Source organism: Citrobacter europaeus (genome assembly GCF_037482245.1).
In the GTDB taxonomy this organism is placed as follows: Bacteria; Pseudomonadota; Gammaproteobacteria; order Enterobacterales; family Enterobacteriaceae; genus Citrobacter; species Citrobacter europaeus.
Genome location: NZ_CP148084.1, coordinates 4365192 through 4382552 on the forward strand (window position 1 = coordinate 4365192; position 17361 = coordinate 4382552).

Consider the following 17361-nt stretch of genomic DNA (forward strand, 5'->3'; position numbering starts at 1 on the left):
CCCGGGATAAGACTATTTCTTGTTTTGCTCTCTCAACATAGCCTCGCGCAAAATAGCATTCAGCCGCGTCTGGTAACCCTTCCCGGGGCGCTTTAGCCACTCCATCACATCGGCATCAATTCGCACCGATGCCTGCGTTTTCAACGGACGGAAAAACTTACCGCGATTAGCCTCTGACCACTGCTTATCTTCGGTCACGGGAATGTCACTGTAATCAATATCATCATCCGGTTTATTCGCCAGCGCCTTCAGTTCAGCCTCATGCTGAGCACTCAGCGCGGATACGCTGCCGCGTTTATGTTTAACCATGCTCATAACGATTCCTCTCTTTACTGTCTGCCTTTCTGGCACTGATGATACGAATGACTTCAACGCCACTTTCAAACCTAACGCTATGGGCAACCAGAATGACCACCACACCATACATCATCCCTATGGTCTGCCACCGATACTCACCGTTCTCATAACGATCCTGTCTGGACAAATGCCGGGGATCGTCGAAAACCAATACTGCGTCCTCAAAGCGAACACCATGTTTACGGTAGTTACTTTGCGCCTTGTTTGCATCCCATTCAAACTCCATTGGCATGTATTTTATCCCTAATTGTATATACAAAAACGTATATACAATTATCTTACAATTATACCTGGATTGTTGGAAATAGCCTCACAATTTGACGACCAGGAATTGAATTTTGAAGGCCGGATAAGGCTTAGCCGCCATTCGGCACTGACTCCCCACTCACTCGATAATCACAAACCGCGTCGCGGCAAAGCAGTTCAACACCCGGTGCACCAGAAACACCATGGTTAACGTTGCCACCAGCGCGACGGTGACGGAGGTGATGCGGTACAGATCGCTGAACACCAGGTCCTGATCCGGGTGCAGGTTCTGGCCAAACATAATGCCGATGGTGGTGATACTGGCAAACCCCACGCCCGCGCCGACTTTTTCCATTACGTGCAGGCGGGCGCTGAATGCCAGCCCAAGGCCAATCAGCGGCATCATCAGCACCATATGATTGCTGAAATCATAGATAAGCAACTGCACCAGCAGAATATACAGACAGGCCAGCACCACGCCGACCACACGCCAGATCGAGCTGATCACCGCGCCGCGATAGTGCATCGGAAACAGGATCAAAATGCCTGCCATCAGCGCCGACAGCGAATCACTCAAATCGCAGATCTGGAAGACCACAAAAATCATCGTCGCCACCGTGCCGGAAAGCAGCGATTCATGGCGCACCCGGGCGGCATCTTTCTCAATGCGCGGCGGTGGCTGGCGGGGTTCCACGTCCGGAATCAGATAATGCAGCAGCGCGCTCAGCGCCACCGCCATGACGCAGGCTTCCATATTGGAGAACATCAGCGTATGCCAGTTGGTGGTGGGATAGCTCATAAAGTTGAGCATCGTACTCTGGCATACCACGCCCATCGAACCGAGCAGAAACAGCGGGCCTTTGCTCATAAAACGAAAACGCATCACGTACAGGCCGAATACCACCAGCGTCATCATCAGCGGCCACTGCGACAGATAACCGACAATCAGCACCATTTCAACGCAGTTTACCGCTGCGCTGAACACGAACTGTGTTGCCACATGGCGGTTGAATACCGGCACCAGCGACAGCAGCATCAGCGGATAAACCACAAAAAATACGCCGTACTGCACGTTGTAGAAGGTCGAGATACTCAGCGCGATTGTCCCGGCAACGGAGATACGCAGGGTCTGGCGAAAATCATTGGCGGTATAGACAATATTCCCGTGCGGCGTAAAGACGTGGGCCAGCGTGTTAATAGACATAATGCAGCCAACTGACGAGGTGGATCTGCGCCCCGGCAAAGGTGCGGGCGAACATCCCCTCGCTGTTATACAGCTGTACCGTGGCGCGCGCCCCGGTCGGTAACGGCGTGTCGAGCGGTTCGTTCAGCGCGACGTGAATGCGCATACGCTGGGCATCACGCACCCAGCGGGTGGACTGTTCCGGCTGCGACAGCTGGCCGTTCACCTGCTCCTGGCCCGCCAGAATACCGGCATCGCTGCTGGTAACGCGAGCAGAGAAAACCTTGCCCGGCATGGCATCGAACACCACGGCGGCATCGGTATTTACCCGAGTGTGGCGCAGGCTTTTCTCGCGAAAGTCGGCCACGATATCGGTCTGGTGGCTGACCAGCGCCAGTAGCGGCGTGGCGGCGGTGGCGTAAAGTCCGGGGCTAAGCTGGAGATTGCTCACCGTACCGTCGGTCTGGGCATACACTTTGCTCCAGCCGAGGTTCAGTTGCGCCTCTTCCAGCGCGTTACGGTATTTTTGCAGCGTCACGTTACGCTTATCATCGCGCTCGCCGCGCTGGATCAGCAGGTTCTGAATACTGGCATTGAGCGCCGCCACCGACTGCTCGCTGGTCTGCCAGGCGGTACGCACCTTGTCGAGATCGGATTGCGACACGTTCTGCATGGCACTCAGGCGCTGATAACGGTCTAAGGTGGTCTTATCGTTACGGGCGTTGAATTGCGCGGTGCGCAGGTTGGCGCGCACGGAAGCTATCTGCGCATCCAGCTGTTGGTTGCTCAGCTTCGCCTGCTCAAGGGCGATTTGCGCAGCCTCGACCTTATTGATAAACGGCGTCGGATCCAGTTCGTACAGCAAATCGCCCTTCTTCACCTGGCTATTATTGTGTACATGCACCTGCGAGACGTAGCCGGAAACGCGTGAGGAAACAGGGGTTACCACGCGCATCACCGTGGAGTCCGGCGTCAGCGGGATCCAGATATCGGCAACGATAAACCAGGCGAATATTACCAGGAAAGCGGCAATACTCACCCTTACCCAACGGGCAAATTTTTGTTCTGGGGTCATCATAGTTTTTTAGTGTTGATTGTCTTCTTCGCGGATTGTCCGCAAATTGCAGGCGAGTTGATTTAAGGTCGCGCTGAAGGAGGCAAGTTCCGCTTCAGGAATAGTACAGGTGACGCGATGTTGATATGTCTCAATCACCCGGTTAAGTTCTTCAAGCCTTAAGCGGCCTTGCGCGGTCAGCGTTAGCAGGCGGATGCGTTTGTCATAAGGCGATGTGGAACGCAGCAGATACCCCTGCGTTTCCAGCTGTGAGAGGGTGCGCATCAGCGGCGGCAATTCAATGCCCTGCATTTGTGCCAGTTCGCTGACCGAGACGTTGTCTCCCAGTTGATACAGCTGCATCAGTACCGTCCAGCTGGACTGCGTCAGGCCAGTATCGGTGATGGCAGCATCAATAATGGCCCGCCACTGGCGCACCACCATTGCCATGCGCATTCCCATTGGACGGCGGGCAAACAGTTCATCTTCAGTCATCTTACTTTCCCCTCATCGCTGAAAAGAAAATAATACTTATCAGGATAAGTATCAAGGAACAGGTTATCCAGAAGCATGAATTGATAAATACGGTGAATATAAAAAGGCCGGGAGATAAGCCCCAGCCTCTGTCGATAAAAGAAAATCACTCCACCTGATCGCGTCGTAGCCCGACATCCCGCAGCCGCTCATCACTCATCTGTTGCAATACGCGCCGCGTTTGCGCCCGCAGCCGCCACGCCTTGTATGCCCGCCAGATCAATACAAACCCAATAAACGGCTGTTTTGCTTTATTCTCGTGAAATTCCATACCTTGCCTCCCCGCCTTGCCAGAGGCTTTATCTTCACGGATTTAGCCCAAAACAATACAGACTCACAAAGTACTTTTATTTAACATACAGATTGGTTAAAAAGAGTTCTGCATCGCTTTTTACACGCTAATCTGTACTGGTTTTTTAATCTGTATGGTACCCATGAGGGATACAGCATGACGCGTTACCAACATCTGGCCAATTTGCTGGCCGAACGCATTGAGCAGGGGCTGTATCGCCATGGCGAAAAACTGCCCTCGGTTCGCAGCCTGAGCCAGGAGCACGGGGTGAGCATCAGCACCGTCCAGCAGGCGTATCAGACGCTGGAACAGCGCCAGCTGATCACACCGCAGCCACGTTCCGGTTATTTTGTCGCGCCACAAAAAGCGCAGCCGCCCGTGCCGCCGATGTCGCGCCCGGTGCAGCGTCCGGTCGAAATAACGCAATGGGATCAGGTGCTGGATATGCTAAAGGGCAACGCGGACAAATCGATAATCCCGTTTAGCAGCGGCGTGCCCGACATTGATCAACCCAGCCTGAAGCCGCTGTGGCGTGAACTCAGCCGCGTGGCGCAGCACAACCTGCGCGCGATACTGGGCTACGATGAAATCTCCGGATGCCGCGAACTACGTCAGCAGATTGCGCGACTGATGCTGGATGGCGGTTCGGTGGTCAATGCAGATGATATTGTGATCACCAGCGGCAGTCAGAGCGGAATGTCGCTGGCGCTGCTGACGGTCTGCCAGCCCGGAGACATTGTCGCCGTTGAATCGCCTGCCTATTACGGCACGATGCAGCTGTTGCGTGGCCTTGGGATCAAGGTGATTGAGATCCCAACCGATCCGGATACCGGGATCAGCATTGAAGCGCTGGAGATGGCGCTGGATCAGTGGCCGATCAAAGGTGTGCTGCTGGTTCCCAACTGCAACAACCCTCTCGGATTCATTATGCCGGATGCGCGTAAGCGGGCAGTGCTCGCCCTCGCCCAGCGGCACGACATCGTTATTTTTGAAGACGATGTGTATGGCGAGCTGGCAACGGAGTACCCACGCCCGCGCACGATCCACTCCTGGGACAGCGACGGTCGGGTAATACTCTGCAGTTCGTTTACCAAATCCGTCGCCCCCGGACTGCGCGTGGGTTGGGTGGTGCCCGGTCGCTATTACAACAAGCTGCTACACATGAAGTACGCCGTCATTGGAACTAACGTTCCCGCTACGCAACTGGCAGCGGCTTCCTTTGTGCGCGAAGGTCATTATCATCGGCATATCCGGCGTATGCGCCAGATTTATCAGCGCAATATGGAAATCTACACCTGCTGGGTACGGGAATACTTCCCCTGCGGGATCTGCGTCACCCGCCCGAAAGGCGGCTTTATGCTGTGGGTCGAACTGCCGCTCCAGGTCGATATGGTCTGCGTCGCTAAGCAGCTCTGTCGCCTGAAAATCCAGGTTGCGCCGGGTTCGCTGTTCTCCGCATCCGGAAAGTATCGCAACTGCGTGCGCATCAATTGTGCGTTGCCGCCAAACGAGAAGCATCGGGAAGTGATGCAAAAGCTCGGCGAGGCGGTAAAAACGGCGATAGAGTAAACCGAAGCGCCCGGTGCTTCCGGGCAGGCGATTAGGCGGTTTAAGTCATCTCTAATGGCTTAAGCCCTACATATCCTCAGCGGATAGCCGGGTAATTTTTTGTACTGTGCTGATATCAATGCCATCTGCCAGCATGGTGCGAGCAATACGCAGTGCCTCATCATGTCGCCCCTTTATAATTCCTTCTTGTCGTCCTTCCTGTAGCCCTTCCAGCCTGCCTTTTTGTAGCCCTGCCTCATGCAATCTGTCCGCGATCGTCATCAAATGCTCCTTATGTTGCGGTGAACGTTCAGCAACCCCACGAATAAACTCACTGAATCGAGGTGCATCGCCAGTTCGTAAAATATAATTAAACAGCGTCTTTATCTGGCTGTCATTAGTCAGTCCGGTAAGTAGCAGGGAAACAATTTGCTCAACCAGCCCCATAAGATCGCGCTGACGGATGTGTTTTTGAATTAACTCCAGCAGCGCCATACGTCGATGCTGCACAATTTCGTCATCCGGTATGACCGTAATATCCACCAGCGGAAACGCCGCAGCATACAGCTTACGAGCCAGCTTCGGGTTGGCAAACTCATCCAGCCAGCACAGTGAATAAGGGTACGGGCTTTTAGCGCCGTGATAGAACAGCATCGGCACCACCAGCGGCAATTGCTGGTACCCGGCATCTAAATGTTTCTGCATAGCCGCTATCGCATAGCGCATCAGTCTGAATGCCATATGCGCATCCGGTGTGCTTTGGTGTTCAATCACTACATAAATATATCCATCCCCATCCGTGGTTTTCACCGACCACAGCACATCGGAATAGTACGCACGTAAATCTTCTTCAATAAAACTATCTGTCTCGAGTTTCAGCGTCTGAAGATCGCAAAGCTCGCGTAGCGAGGCGGGAAGATGTATTTGTAGGAAATCCCGGGCAGTCTCAGGGTGGCGTAAAAACGTTTTAAAAACCGCATCGTGCGGTGTTGAAGTGGGAGCTTTGTTCATGGCGATCCATCACCTGGAAATAAGATGCCGTAACTGTAGCGCCGTAAAACTGTCCCCTCATCTGCAACTTTCTCTCTTTGCGAGGTGATTTCCGGGATAAATACGTCCTTATGTAACGTCTGCATTTGTCTGGAACACATCACGCAGAATCGCTATCTCAATGCACATTCCCACTTTTTCACCACTCTGCCTGTGCTATAACAAATCATCACTTTCATGGAGGACTCGATGTGACGCATACCCGGGATATTCCACAATCGTTCTGGCGTGATGAGCAGTTGCCGTGGCTGGAGCTGCGCAGCACCTGGCAAAGCCAGCAGGCCTATAAGCGTCATCACCACTCTCAGCTCTCGATTGGGGCAATTCTCGAGGGGGAAACGTGCTGTCTGTGCGATGGCGAAGAATACCATCTGCAGGTGGGCGATCTGATTGTGATCCCGCCGCTGGTGCCTCACAGCTGTAATCCCGTCAACGGGCAGTTTCGCAGCTACCACATGCTTTACCTTGATGCCCGGTGGTGTCTGGCTAATCTGGCTGTGCAGAACAACAATCAACTGCTTTGCACGCGTGCTCCCGTTATCCGCGATGCGCAAATATTCCAGCGTTATATGCACCTTGTGGCACTCGTGCCGCAACGGCAAACGACGCTAATAACAGATGCTGCACGAAAATTGCTGCACTCGCTGCCATTGCAGTCGGTAACACCAGAAAACCTAAGCGCCACCAGCCAGTATCTGCGCGAGCGCTTGCAGTCCAGCCTGCTCGCTCCGCCCTCACTCGATGAGCTGGCACATGAGTGTCACATACGTAAAGAGACGCTGATCCGTACTTTTAAGCAGGACACCGGGCTGACGCCGGGAAGTTATCTGAACATTCTGCGGATTGACTATGCCCGCCAGCGTCTGCGGGCTGGAGACGAGATTGCCGATGTCGGCTACCAGAGCGGGTTTGCCGACCAGAGCCATTTCCATCGCACTTTTGTTCGCTACACCGCAGCCACACCGCGCCAGTACGCGTTGGGACGATCAATATCAGACAATAATTAGCGCTGCGCCAGACGTACGGTGATCTCAGATTCATTCTCTGAGGTCGCTATGTCGTTGCTTACTGAACTTTTTCCTTCTGCTTTCCCCGCGCTGGCGCTGGCGCATTTTGTCGCATTGCTCAGCCCCGGACCGGACTTCTTTTTACTGGTCGGTTATGCCGTACGTTACCGGATGCGCGGCAGCGCCGGGCTGTGCGTGGGGATCGCTTTCGGCAACGGGCTGTATATCCTGCTGGCGATTATCGGTTGGGGGATCCTGCGCCAGCTTCCCCTGTTGTTTACGGTTATTGAACTGCTGGGTGCGCTCTATTTGTTGTGGATTGGCAGCCTGCTGATACGCAGCCGCCCGCAAACGCTGACCGGAGCGGACGCCCGGTCTACCTGTCCGGGATTTGGCAAACAGCTGCTGCTGGGATTGGGTTCATCATTGCTCAATCCCAAAAATGCACTGTTTTATCTGGCGCTGATGACCGCCCTGCTCGGCCCGTCGGTGACGCTGCTGCAACAAACCATGAGCGGGATCTGGATGACCAGCGTGGTCCTGTTTTGGGATCTGCTGATCGTGATGTTCATCGGTTTGCCGCAGATCCAGCGATGGTTAACCAGAGGGATATTGTGGGTAGAGCGTATCGCTGGGGGGGTATTGATTATCTTCGGTTGTGCCATCGCGCTGCGGTTTTTGCAGAGCATCGTAGTCTGATTTGCGCGGCGATTTTCTGCAAATAAACCGGATAAACTCGTTTAATTAATATCCAATCCGCATTACACTGCGGATGGTTATTACCCGTTCAACTTACTCTTCCTGAGGTGCGATGTGCTGATTGTTACCTGTAATCGTTACGTTTTCTGACCCCGCGTCAGTGAACGTATCTTCTGTTTGCGCTTCGCGCAGGCAGCGTTTTTGATTACATGAAATTCAGTACATTTGCAGTCTGCTTTATTCTGTCATCGGTCTGACGTCTCAAAGACGGTATTGAATTTCGCTATTCCCGTTGAGGGTTTTCTCCCGACAAGGAGCTGTTTTATGCAACGGATTCTCGCGTTTTTCTCCCAACGCGCCACAACGCTATTTTTTCCTGTCGCGTTGATTTTATATGACTTCGCCGCCTATCTGTCCACGGACCTGATCCAGCCCGGCATCATCAATGTGGTGCGTGATTTCAACGCCGACGTCAGCCTGGCGCCCGCTGCAGTGAGCCTTTATCTGGCGGGCGGCATGGCGCTGCAATGGCTGCTGGGGCCGCTTTCCGACCGGATTGGCCGTCGACCGGTGCTGATTGCGGGGGCGTTAATCTTTACGCTCGCCTGCGCTGCCACACTGTTCACCACCTCAATGACGCAATTTCTGGTCGCCCGATTTGTGCAGGGCACCAGCATCTGCTTTATCGCGACCGTTGGCTACGTCACGGTACAGGAGGCGTTTGGGCAAACAAAGGCCATTAAGTTGATGGCGATAATCACTTCCATAGTGCTGGTGGCGCCGGTTATTGGCCCGCTCTCCGGGGCTGCGCTGATGCACTTTGTACACTGGAAGATCCTGTTTGCCATTATTGCCGCCATGGGGCTTATCGCCTTGATTGGATTAGCGTTAGCCATGCCGGAAACCGTCCAGCGCGGCGCAGTGCCGTTCAGTGCACGCGGCGTACTGCGTGATTTCCGTGACGTTTTCCGTAATCGGGTGTTCCTGTCTGGCGCAGCCACGCTGTCGTTAAGCTATATCCCGATGATGAGCTGGGTGGCGGTCTCGCCGGTTATTCTGATCGACGCAGGCTGTATGAGCACAACGGAGTTTGCCTGGGCCCAGGCGCCGGTATTTGGCGCGGTGATCGTCGCCAATATGGTGGTTGTTCGTTTTGTGAAGGATCCGACCCGGCCGCACTTTATCTGGCGAGCGGTCCCCATTCAACTGAGCGGGCTGGCGGTGCTGATTGCCGGCAATTTACTGTGGCCGCACGTCTGGCTGTGGTCGGTGCTGGGAACCAGCCTGTATGCCTTTGGCATTGGAATGATTTTCCCCACGTTGTTCCGCTTTACGCTGTTTTCCAACAACTTACCGAAGGGTACGGTTTCGGCGTCGTTGAATATGGTGATTCTGACAGTCATGGCGGTTTCTGTCGAAATCGGACGCTGGCTGTGGTTTAACGGCGGCAGGATTTCATTTCATCTGCTGGCGGTTGTGGCGGGGATTGCTGTCGTGTTCACGCTGGCAGGTTTGCTCAAACGGGTACGCCAGCATGAGGTAACCACGTTAGCCACTGAAAACTAACCTGCCCGCTTATCCGGCCTGCAGAGTTGTAGTAGGCCGGATAAGGCGCTTGCGCCGCATCCGGCTACGATCACGTCACCTTACGCAATGCGGGCAAATCCCGCATCCAGATCGGCAATCAAGTCGTCGATATCCTCGAGGCCAATATGCACCCTGACCAGCGTACCGCTGAAATCCACCTCTCCTGCCGGTCGAATGCTGTTTAGCTCTTCCGGCTGATTAGCCAGAATGAGCGACTCAAATCCGCCCCACGAATAGGCCATATGGAACAGCGAGAAGTTATCGAGGAAATTCGCCATCTGTTCGTCGGTCAGTCTCTTTTTCAGCACAAACGAGAACAGGCCTGAGCTTCCGATAAAATCACGCTGAAAATACTCATGGCCCGGACATTCCGGTAATGCCGGATGATTCACCCGCGCCACTTCCGGCCTTGCCGACAGCCAGCGGGCAATATGGATGCTGCTCTCCTGATGCTGCTTAAGACGTACCGCCAGGGTGCGCAATCCGCGGCTGCCGTTGTAGGCCGTATCGGCGTCCAGCGTTTGCCCCATCAAATAGGAGTTTTCGCGCAGGCGATCCCAACACCGGGCGTTCGACACCGCCGTGCCCAGCATGCCGTCCGAATGACCGATGGTGTACTTCGTTCCCGCCTGAATGGAAATATCCACGCCATAATCCAGTGCTTTAAACAGCACGCCTGCCGCCCAGGTGTTATCGATCATAATGACAATCTCTGGATTCACCGCGCGGATAGCCTTCACCATCCCCGGCACATCCTGAACTTCCATAGTGACCGAACTCGGCGACTCGAGGAATACAACCTTCGTTTCCGGACGCAGAAGATCGACAATCCCAGCGCCAATCAGCGGATCGTAATACGTGGTTTCCACGTTGAATTTACTCAGGATCTTATTGCAAAAATCCTGAGTTGGCTCGTAGGCCGCGCCCGTCATCAGAATATGATCGCCACCCTGAACAAACGCCAGAATCGCGTTGGTCACCGCCGCAGCGCCGCACGGGTACAGCGCGCAGCCAACGCCGCCTTCCAGCTCGCTCATTGCCTTCTGAAAGGCAAAGTGGGTGTAGGTTCCGCGACGACCGTAAAACAGCTCGCCGTTCGCGCGATTGGCGGTGGCAAATTTCTTGTCCTTCACGGTATCAAATACCAGTGAAGAGGCGCGTTGGATAACCGGATTCACCGCTCCCTGGGTGTAGCGTTTGTCACGACCAGCAACAACCAGGTGCGTCTCAAGCTTCATTGCGTCTTTCATAACATCTCCTGTTCTTAATCCGTGTGAAACCTATACCACCGCAGCAGTAGAGTTTATTTCAGTGTTGGTCTGCTTTTTTCCAGCGAACCGTTCGACAATCTGCGCCGCATTCAAATCATGGATAACGTTGATCAGTGTGGCCGGCGCATCGGTAATCGTGCCCAGCACCACCAGCATCGGGATCGCTTCCATCGGCAGGCCGAGCGTGGTGACGATAAAGATTTCACCGAGGAATGCCCCGCCCGGTACGCCGCCGACAATAATGGCGGAGAGCACCGCGATCAGCATCGTCAGGAAGAAGGTCTCGGTGGTGAACTCCATACCCAGCACAGAATAGATAAAGACAATTTTTAGCGCGGCAATCATCGCCACGCCGCCTTTGTTGAGGTTAACCAGCAGCGGAATGGAGACATCAACGATTTCCGGGTTAATCCCCATCGCCTTACCGGCACGCAGCGTTACCGGCAGCGTCCCCAGCGAAGAGCAGGTCCCCAGCGCAGTGGCAGACGGCTCAATCGCATTACGCCAGAAGGCTCTGACCGCCGGAATACCGCCGCCAATATACGAATAAAGAATTGAGCCAAAAACAAAATAGACCAGCGTGGCGACCATAAACAGGCCGATAGCACGGGCAAAGGTTAACAGCAGCGCCGAGTCCTGACTGGCCATGGTGGCGGCGAAGTAGCAGCCCAGACCAATTGGCGCAACCTTCATGATGATCGACACGATCTTCATGATCACGGTATTGGCATCTTCCAGCAGCGACGCAATGCGTTTACCGGCCTGATCCGACTGGCCAATCGCCACACCGGCGATGATTGCCATCACGATCAGCGCCAGAATATTGGACTTAGAAAACAGTCCAATAAAGTCGCTGGTGGTGATCATACTGACAAAATCCATCTTGCCGCTGCCCGCCTGCACCGACTGCGAGAGATCGATAGTGACGCCCTGCGCCGGGTTATACCATAGCGCCAGCGCGACGATCCCGGCGGCCGGAATAAAGGCCATGGCGATCGAAACAATAAAGATTATCGCCATAATGCGCCCTAACCTTTTCAGGTCGGTCATACTGGCGATCGAAGACATGACGCTGATCCCCACCAGCGGCACAATAATCATAAATAACAGGTTTAAGAATATCTGACCTATTGGCTGGAGTTTACTTGCAAACGATGGGGCATAAATACCTAATAAGCCGCCAATCACCAGAGCAACTAATAAAATAATCGACGATCTGTAGGGTTCGAGTCGTGACCACATAATCGGTACCTTTAGAATAATAATTAATGAGATTAAATTCACAATGTGATGAGTTTCCGTTTCGCCTCCTTTTATTTTGTGACGTAACTCACCTAAGTTGTTATTTTTTCATTTTGCCAGCAAGTTGTTTCCTGTGATTCAATAGTTGCATGTTTAAAAGGCGAATGTAACGGCCTATTCGTACCGTTTTTGCAAATCACTTGTGAATTAAAGGAAACTATGAGTACGCCGATTTCACTCAAGCATCTGGAATTTTTTACTAAAATCGTCGACTGCGGAGGATTGTCAGAAGCCGCGGCGCAGCTCAATGTATCGCCGTCTGCGGTCAGCAAAAGCCTGGCCGCGATGGAAGACACGCTGGGCACGACATTAATTAAACGCACGACCCGCAGTATTACCCTGACCGACGCCGGGCAATATCTCTTCAACCGCGCTAATAAGCTTTTGAAAGAATTCGATGAAACGCTGAATACCACTTCCGGTTATTACCACAGCCCGCAGGGTGAATTACGCATAACCTGCTCAATTGCGTTTGGTTATTCCCGACTGGTGAACCTGGTGGATAAATATCGCTCCCAGTTTCCGGATGTGAATCTGTATATCGATCTCAACGATAACTTCGTGAATCTGAACGAAACGGATTTCGACATCGCCCTGCGCATCTCCACCGCACCGCCGCAGAACTATGCGATGCGCAAGCTGGTGCCAGTCCGTTGGGCGTACTGCGCTTCACCCGGCTACCTTGCCAAAAAAGGCATGCCCCAGCGCCGAAGCGACCTGGTCAACCATGATTGTCTGGTTTACCCAGGCCTCACGCCGGTGCTGAAGGTGGCGGATGAACAGGATCGCCTGCACCAGTTAAAACTGCATATGCCAATCCAGGCCAACAGCAGCCTGGTATTACTGAAGTCGGTGTTAGAAGATCAGGGAGTGGCGTATTTGCCCACCTATCTGATTGGCGATCATATTCAAAAAGAAGAGATAACGCCGCTGATGCTCGACGGCACCATCACCTGTGAAACTCACGCCCTGTATGCGCTGTACTTTCCCAGCAAGTACAGCAATCCGAAGGTGCGATCGTTTATCGATTTTCTGGTGGCGGAACTCGGCCCCTTGCCCGCCTGGGACAACTGGATCCCGGAGTAAGCTTTACCCATCTGAAAATGGGAGGCGCTCCACATTTTTTGCGCGATCCCCCCGTCTGGCTCTATCCTTAAGCCTATGAATAAAATTGCTGAACTCAAACGCGCCAAGCGGCTGGCGCTTTCATTGCTGCTGATTGCCGCCGCGACCTTCGTCATCACGCTGTTTCTGCCGCCTAACTTCTGGGTGCTGGGGATCAAAGCGATCGCCGAAGCGGCGATGGTCGGCGCGCTGGCGGACTGGTTTGCCGTGGTGGCGCTTTTTCGTCGGGTGCCGATCCCATTTATCTCGCAACATACGGCTATTATCCCGCGTAATAAGGACAGGATCGGCGAAAATCTCGGGCAATTTGTGCAGGAAAAATTTCTCGACACCCAGTCGCTGGTCGCGTTGATCCGCCGCCATGAACCGGCGCTGTTGATCGGCAACTGGTTCAGCCAGCCGGAAAACGCCCAGCGCATCGGCCAGCATCTGCTGCAAATTATGAGCGGTTTTCTCGAACTGACCGACGACTCGCGCATTCAGAGGCTGATCAAGCGGGCGGTACACAAGGCCATCGACAAGGTCGATCTCTCCGGTACCAGCGCGCTGATGCTGGAAAGCATGACTAAAAACAATCGCCATCAGGTGCTGCTCGACACGCTGATCGCCCAACTGATCGCCCTGCTCCAGCGCGACAGCTCGCGGGCATTTATCGCCAGACAGGTCGTGCATTGGCTGGAAACCGAACATCCGCTGAAAGCGAAGATCCTGCCGACCGAATGGCTGGGCGAGCACAGCGCCGAACTGGTGTCTGATGCCGTTAACTCCTTGCTGGATGACATCAGCCACGATCGTGCGCATCAGATCCGCCACGCCTTCGATCGCGCTACGTTTAAGCTCATCGATAAGCTCAAACACGATCCGGAGATGGCCGTGCGGGCCGAAAGCATGAAAAGCTATCTGAAGGAAGACGAAGCCTTCAACCGTTATCTTGGCGAACTGTGGGCAGACCTGCGCCAGTGGGTGAAAACCGACATAAACGCCGATGATTCGCGCGTGAAGCAGCGCATTGCCAGCGCCGGGCAGTGGTTCGGCGAAACGCTGGTTGCCGACAGCGCTCTGCGCGCCTCACTGAATGGGCATCTGGAGCAGGCCGCGCATAAAGTGGCGCCGGAATTCGCCACTTTCCTGACGCGCCATATCAGCGACACGGTGAAAAGTTGGGATGCGCGCGATATGTCGCAGCAAATTGAGCTGAACATCGGTAAAGATTTGCAGTTTATCCGCGTCAACGGCACGCTGGTCGGCGGTTCTATTGGGCTGGTTTTATATCTGTTGTCGCAAATACCTTCCCTGCTGACGCTGGTGAATTTTTAAGGAGAAAAATTCAATGACAACCAACATCCGCATTTTTTCCCTGCGCGAGACGCCGGAAAAGCTGCACGAGGTCACCGCTTACTTTCAACAACAATGGGCCTCAGAAGACTCCATGAAGGTTTACGAGGATGCGCTGCACCGTTGTATTGGCGCAAAGAACCCGCTACCGCAGTGGTACTGGTTGCAGGACGGCGACAGCATTATTGGCTGCGCCGGATTGATCACCAATGATTTTATCAGTCGCGGCGAACTGTGGCCGTGGCTATGTGCGCTCTATATCGATCCTCACTACCGTGGACGCGGTCTGGCATTTCGCCTGATTGAACATATTGCCAGTCAGGCCAGACAACTGGGCTTTATGCAGCTCCATTTATGTACCGACCTGGAAGGGTTATACGAGAAAGCGGGATTTTACTTTGACGGGCCAGGCTATCACCCGTGGGGGGAAGTCTCGCGGGTCTACAGTCGTAACCTGTAAGCGTACAATTGTTGTACATCAATAAAGCCAGATAAATTGCAGGGTTATAATGCGACGTCTTTTACTCTCTCCCGTGTTACGGGGAAGGAAAATCATGTCGCTAATCATCGATTTACCCGCCATTTTCAACCAGTTCTCCGACGCCCGTCAGAAAGGTTTTCTCACCGTAATGGATCTTAAAGAGCAGGGTATCCCGCTCGTTGGAACCTATTGCACCTTTATGCCGCAGGAGATAGCGATGGCGGCGGGCGCGGTAGTCGTTTCACTATGCTCAACCTCTGATGAAACCATAGAAGAAGCCGAAAAAGATCTACCACGTAATCTGTGTCCGCTGATCAAAAGCAGCTACGGGTTTGGTAAAACTGATAAATGCCCGTACTTCTACTTCTCTGACCTCGTGGTGGGCGAAACGACCTGCGATGGTAAAAAGAAGATGTACGAGTACATGGCTGAATTTAAAGCGGTACATGTGATGCAACTGCCCAACAGCGCCAACGATGCGGCTTCGCGTGCGCTATGGAAAGCCGAGATCCTACGTCTGCAGCAGGCTGTCGAAGCCCGTTTTGGCACCCCGATTACCGAAGCTGCGCTACGTGAAGCCATCATTCTAAAAAATCAGGAGCGTCGCGCACTGGCGAATTTTTACCGCGTTGGCCAACTCAATCCACCCGCACTCAGCGGCAGTGACATTCTGAAAGTTGTTTACGGCGCAACCTTCCGCTTTGATAAAGAAGCGTTGATCGACGAGCTTAATAGCATGGCCGAACGGGTACATCAGGAATGGCAGGCCGGGAAACGCCTGGCATCACGTCCACGCATACTGATAACCGGTTGCCCCATTGGCGGCGCGGCAGAAAAAGTGGTGCGTGCCATTGAAGAAAACGGCGGCTGGGTGGTGGGTTATGAAAACTGCACCGGCGCGAAAGCCACTGAGCAGTGCGTGGCGGAAACTGGCGACGTCTACGACGCACTGACCGATAAATACCTCGCCATCGGTTGCTCCTGTATTTCCCCTAACGATCAACGCCTGAAAATGCTCAGCCAAATGGTTGAAGAGTACCAGGCTGACGGCGTCGTCGATGTCATTTTACAGGCTTGCCACACTTACGCCGTTGAATCACTGGCCATTAAACGCCACGTCCGCCAGCAGCACAACATTCCCTACATCGCTATTGAAACCGATTACTCCAGCGCGGATATCGGCCAGCTTAGCACCCGTGTCGCCGCGTTCATTGAAATGTTGTGAGGAACAGGAATGAGATTCTCAATAGGGATCGATTCCGGCTCCACGGCGACGAAAGGTATTTTGCTGGAAAGGAACGTCATCAAACGTCGCTTCCTCTGCCCAACGCCTTTTCGCCCTGCCGAAGCGATCGCGCAGGCATGGGAAACGCTGCAGGCCGGGCTGGACGATAAACCATTTTTAACCCTCACAGGCTACGGACGGCAGCTCGTGGATTATGCCGACAAACAGGTCACTGAAATTTCCTGCCACGGGCTGGGGGCACGCTTGCTGGCTCCCGGTACCCGCACAGTGATTGATATCGGCGGTCAGGACAGTAAAGTCATCCAGTTAAATGATGATGGCAACCTCAGCGATTTTTTGATGAACGACAAATGTGCGGCAGGGACCGGGCGATTTCTGGAAGTCATCTCACGTACACTCGGCGCCAGCGTAGATCAGTTGGATGCGATCACCGCTGGCGTCGAACCGCATGCCATCACCAGCATGTGTACGGTTTTTGCCGAGTCTGAGGTCATCAGCCTGCGCTCTGCGGGTGTCGCGCCGGAGGCAATTTTAGCTGGCGTAATCAACGCGATGGCCAGACGCAGCGCAAACTTCATCGGGCGGCTTTCTGCACAGGCTCCACTGTTATTTACCGGCGGGGTAAGCCACAGCCGCGCCTTTGCTCGTATGCTCGAAGGCCACGTGGGTATTCCCGTGCACACGCATCCCGACGCGCAGTTTGCCGGGGCAATTGGGGCCGCGTTAATTGGTCAACGTCAGGGGAAACGTGAGTGAAGGAAGCCCTGTTCTTGTTTCACACTACTCTCGGCGTCATCAAAACGCGTAAAGCGCTACAGGCTGCAGGTATTTGCTTTCGGGTGGCCGATATTCCCCGCGAGCTACGCGGTGGCTGCGGGCTGTGTATTTACATCGACTGCATTGCTGGCGAGGAGAATGAGTGGGTAATTGCGGGTCATACCGAATCTATCTACCGCCTTGAAAACGGAGAGTGGCGCTGCATTGCCACTTTCCCTCCTTCCTGAACGCGCGAGGGCACTGCGTTTTATTTTACTTTTCATTATC

19 protein-coding genes are annotated in these 17361 nt (G+C 53.9%); 10 read left to right on the forward strand and 9 right to left on the reverse strand.

Annotated features, from left to right (window positions below):
- Positions 1-12: 12 nt before the first annotated feature.
- The 6 genes from WHR59_RS20455 to WHR59_RS20480 form a co-directional block, all read right to left on the reverse strand.
- Positions 13-315, reverse strand: a complete 303-nt coding sequence (locus tag WHR59_RS20455; protein ID WP_043018311.1) for a BrnA antitoxin family protein — start codon at positions 313-315, stop codon at positions 13-15.
- Positions 302-589, reverse strand: a complete 288-nt coding sequence (locus WHR59_RS20460; protein ID WP_043018310.1) for a BrnT family toxin — start codon at positions 587-589, stop codon at positions 302-304. The genes WHR59_RS20455 and WHR59_RS20460 overlap by 14 nt, the downstream gene beginning before the upstream one ends.
- 153 nt (positions 590-742) lie before the next feature.
- A complete protein-coding gene (locus WHR59_RS20465) occupies positions 743-1807 on the reverse strand; it encodes a DUF2955 domain-containing protein (protein WP_043018309.1) in 1065 nt (354 codons plus the stop codon).
- Positions 1797-2864, reverse strand: coding sequence for an HlyD family secretion protein (locus tag WHR59_RS20470; protein ID WP_080625764.1), 1068 nt, complete (start codon positions 2862-2864; stop codon positions 1797-1799). The genes WHR59_RS20465 and WHR59_RS20470 overlap by 11 nt, the downstream gene beginning before the upstream one ends.
- Before the next feature lie 6 nt (positions 2865-2870).
- Positions 2871-3335: a MarR family transcriptional regulator gene (locus WHR59_RS20475; protein ID WP_193145959.1), complete on the reverse strand. Its 465-nt coding sequence runs from the start codon at positions 3333-3335 to the stop codon at positions 2871-2873.
- 145 nt (positions 3336-3480) lie between these two features.
- Positions 3481-3645 (reverse strand): DUF1127 domain-containing protein, encoded by a 165-nt coding sequence (locus WHR59_RS20480; protein ID WP_008786105.1) that lies wholly within the window; start codon positions 3643-3645, stop codon positions 3481-3483.
- Between the two features lie 177 nt (positions 3646-3822).
- Between WHR59_RS20480 and WHR59_RS20485 the strand changes: the two genes are divergently transcribed.
- Entirely contained in the window at positions 3823-5235 is a 1413-nt protein-coding gene (locus tag WHR59_RS20485; RefSeq protein WP_338843407.1) for a PLP-dependent aminotransferase family protein, read from the forward strand.
- Positions 5236-5301: 66 nt separating this feature from the next.
- On the opposite strand, the gene WHR59_RS20490 is transcribed toward WHR59_RS20485, so the two are convergent.
- The gene (locus WHR59_RS20490) at positions 5302-6225 is read right to left on the reverse strand and encodes an Rpn family recombination-promoting nuclease/putative transposase (RefSeq protein WP_338843408.1); all 924 of its coding nucleotides are present in this window, start codon (positions 6223-6225) and stop codon (positions 5302-5304) included.
- Between the two features lie 230 nt (positions 6226-6455).
- On the opposite strand from WHR59_RS20490, the gene WHR59_RS20495 reads away from it, so the two are divergent.
- The 3 genes from WHR59_RS20495 to mdtM all read left to right on the forward strand — a co-directional run bounded on the left by WHR59_RS20495 (position 6456) and on the right by mdtM (position 9536).
- Positions 6456-7271 carry an AraC family transcriptional regulator gene (locus WHR59_RS20495; RefSeq protein WP_043018304.1) on the forward strand — a complete coding sequence of 272 codons (816 nt, stop codon included), beginning with the start codon at positions 6456-6458 and terminating at the stop codon, positions 7269-7271.
- A 48-nt stretch (positions 7272-7319) separates the two neighbouring features.
- A complete protein-coding gene (locus tag WHR59_RS20500) occupies positions 7320-7970 on the forward strand; it encodes a LysE family translocator (protein WP_080625769.1) in 651 nt (216 codons plus the stop codon).
- A gap of 324 nt (positions 7971-8294) precedes the next feature.
- Positions 8295-9536: a multidrug efflux MFS transporter MdtM gene (mdtM, locus tag WHR59_RS20505; protein WP_227093382.1), complete on the forward strand. Its 1242-nt coding sequence runs from the start codon at positions 8295-8297 to the stop codon at positions 9534-9536.
- 80 nt (positions 9537-9616) lie between these two features.
- Here mdtM and metC read toward each other — a convergent pair whose 3' ends face one another.
- Both metC and WHR59_RS20515 read right to left on the reverse strand, forming a co-directional pair.
- A complete protein-coding gene (gene metC, locus WHR59_RS20510) occupies positions 9617-10807 on the reverse strand; it encodes a cystathionine beta-lyase (protein WP_080625771.1) in 1191 nt (396 codons plus the stop codon).
- A gap of 30 nt (positions 10808-10837) precedes the next feature.
- The gene (locus WHR59_RS20515) at positions 10838-12070 is read right to left on the reverse strand and encodes a dicarboxylate/amino acid:cation symporter (protein ID WP_043018300.1); all 1233 of its coding nucleotides are present in this window, start codon (positions 12068-12070) and stop codon (positions 10838-10840) included.
- A 219-nt stretch (positions 12071-12289) separates the two neighbouring features.
- Here WHR59_RS20515 and WHR59_RS20520 point away from each other — a divergent pair, with 219 nt between their 5' ends.
- The 6 genes from WHR59_RS20520 (at position 12290) to WHR59_RS20545 (ending at position 17321) form a co-directional block, all read left to right on the forward strand.
- The gene (locus WHR59_RS20520) at positions 12290-13216 is read left to right on the forward strand and encodes a LysR family transcriptional regulator (RefSeq protein ID WP_003830068.1); all 927 of its coding nucleotides are present in this window, start codon (positions 12290-12292) and stop codon (positions 13214-13216) included.
- Positions 13217-13291: 75 nt separating this feature from the next.
- Positions 13292-14572 carry a DUF445 domain-containing protein gene (locus WHR59_RS20525; protein WP_043018299.1) on the forward strand — a complete coding sequence of 427 codons (1281 nt, stop codon included), beginning with the start codon at positions 13292-13294 and terminating at the stop codon, positions 14570-14572.
- Positions 14573-14585: 13 nt separating this feature from the next.
- Positions 14586-15050 (forward strand): GNAT family N-acetyltransferase, encoded by a 465-nt coding sequence (locus WHR59_RS20530; protein ID WP_338843409.1) that lies wholly within the window; start codon positions 14586-14588, stop codon positions 15048-15050.
- 94 nt (positions 15051-15144) lie between these two features.
- Entirely contained in the window at positions 15145-16296 is a 1152-nt protein-coding gene (locus WHR59_RS20535) for a double-cubane-cluster-containing anaerobic reductase (protein WP_043018297.1), read from the forward strand.
- 9 nt (positions 16297-16305) lie between these two features.
- Complete coding sequence (gene yjiL, locus WHR59_RS20540) at positions 16306-17073, forward strand: putative 2-hydroxyacyl-CoA dehydratase activator YjiL (RefSeq protein WP_338843410.1); 768 nt, start codon at positions 16306-16308, stop codon at positions 17071-17073.
- Entirely contained in the window at positions 17070-17321 is a 252-nt protein-coding gene (locus tag WHR59_RS20545; RefSeq protein WP_213731764.1) for a DUF3343 domain-containing protein, read from the forward strand. The genes yjiL and WHR59_RS20545 overlap by 4 nt, the downstream gene beginning before the upstream one ends.
- The last annotated feature ends 40 nt before the right edge of the window (positions 17322-17361 follow it).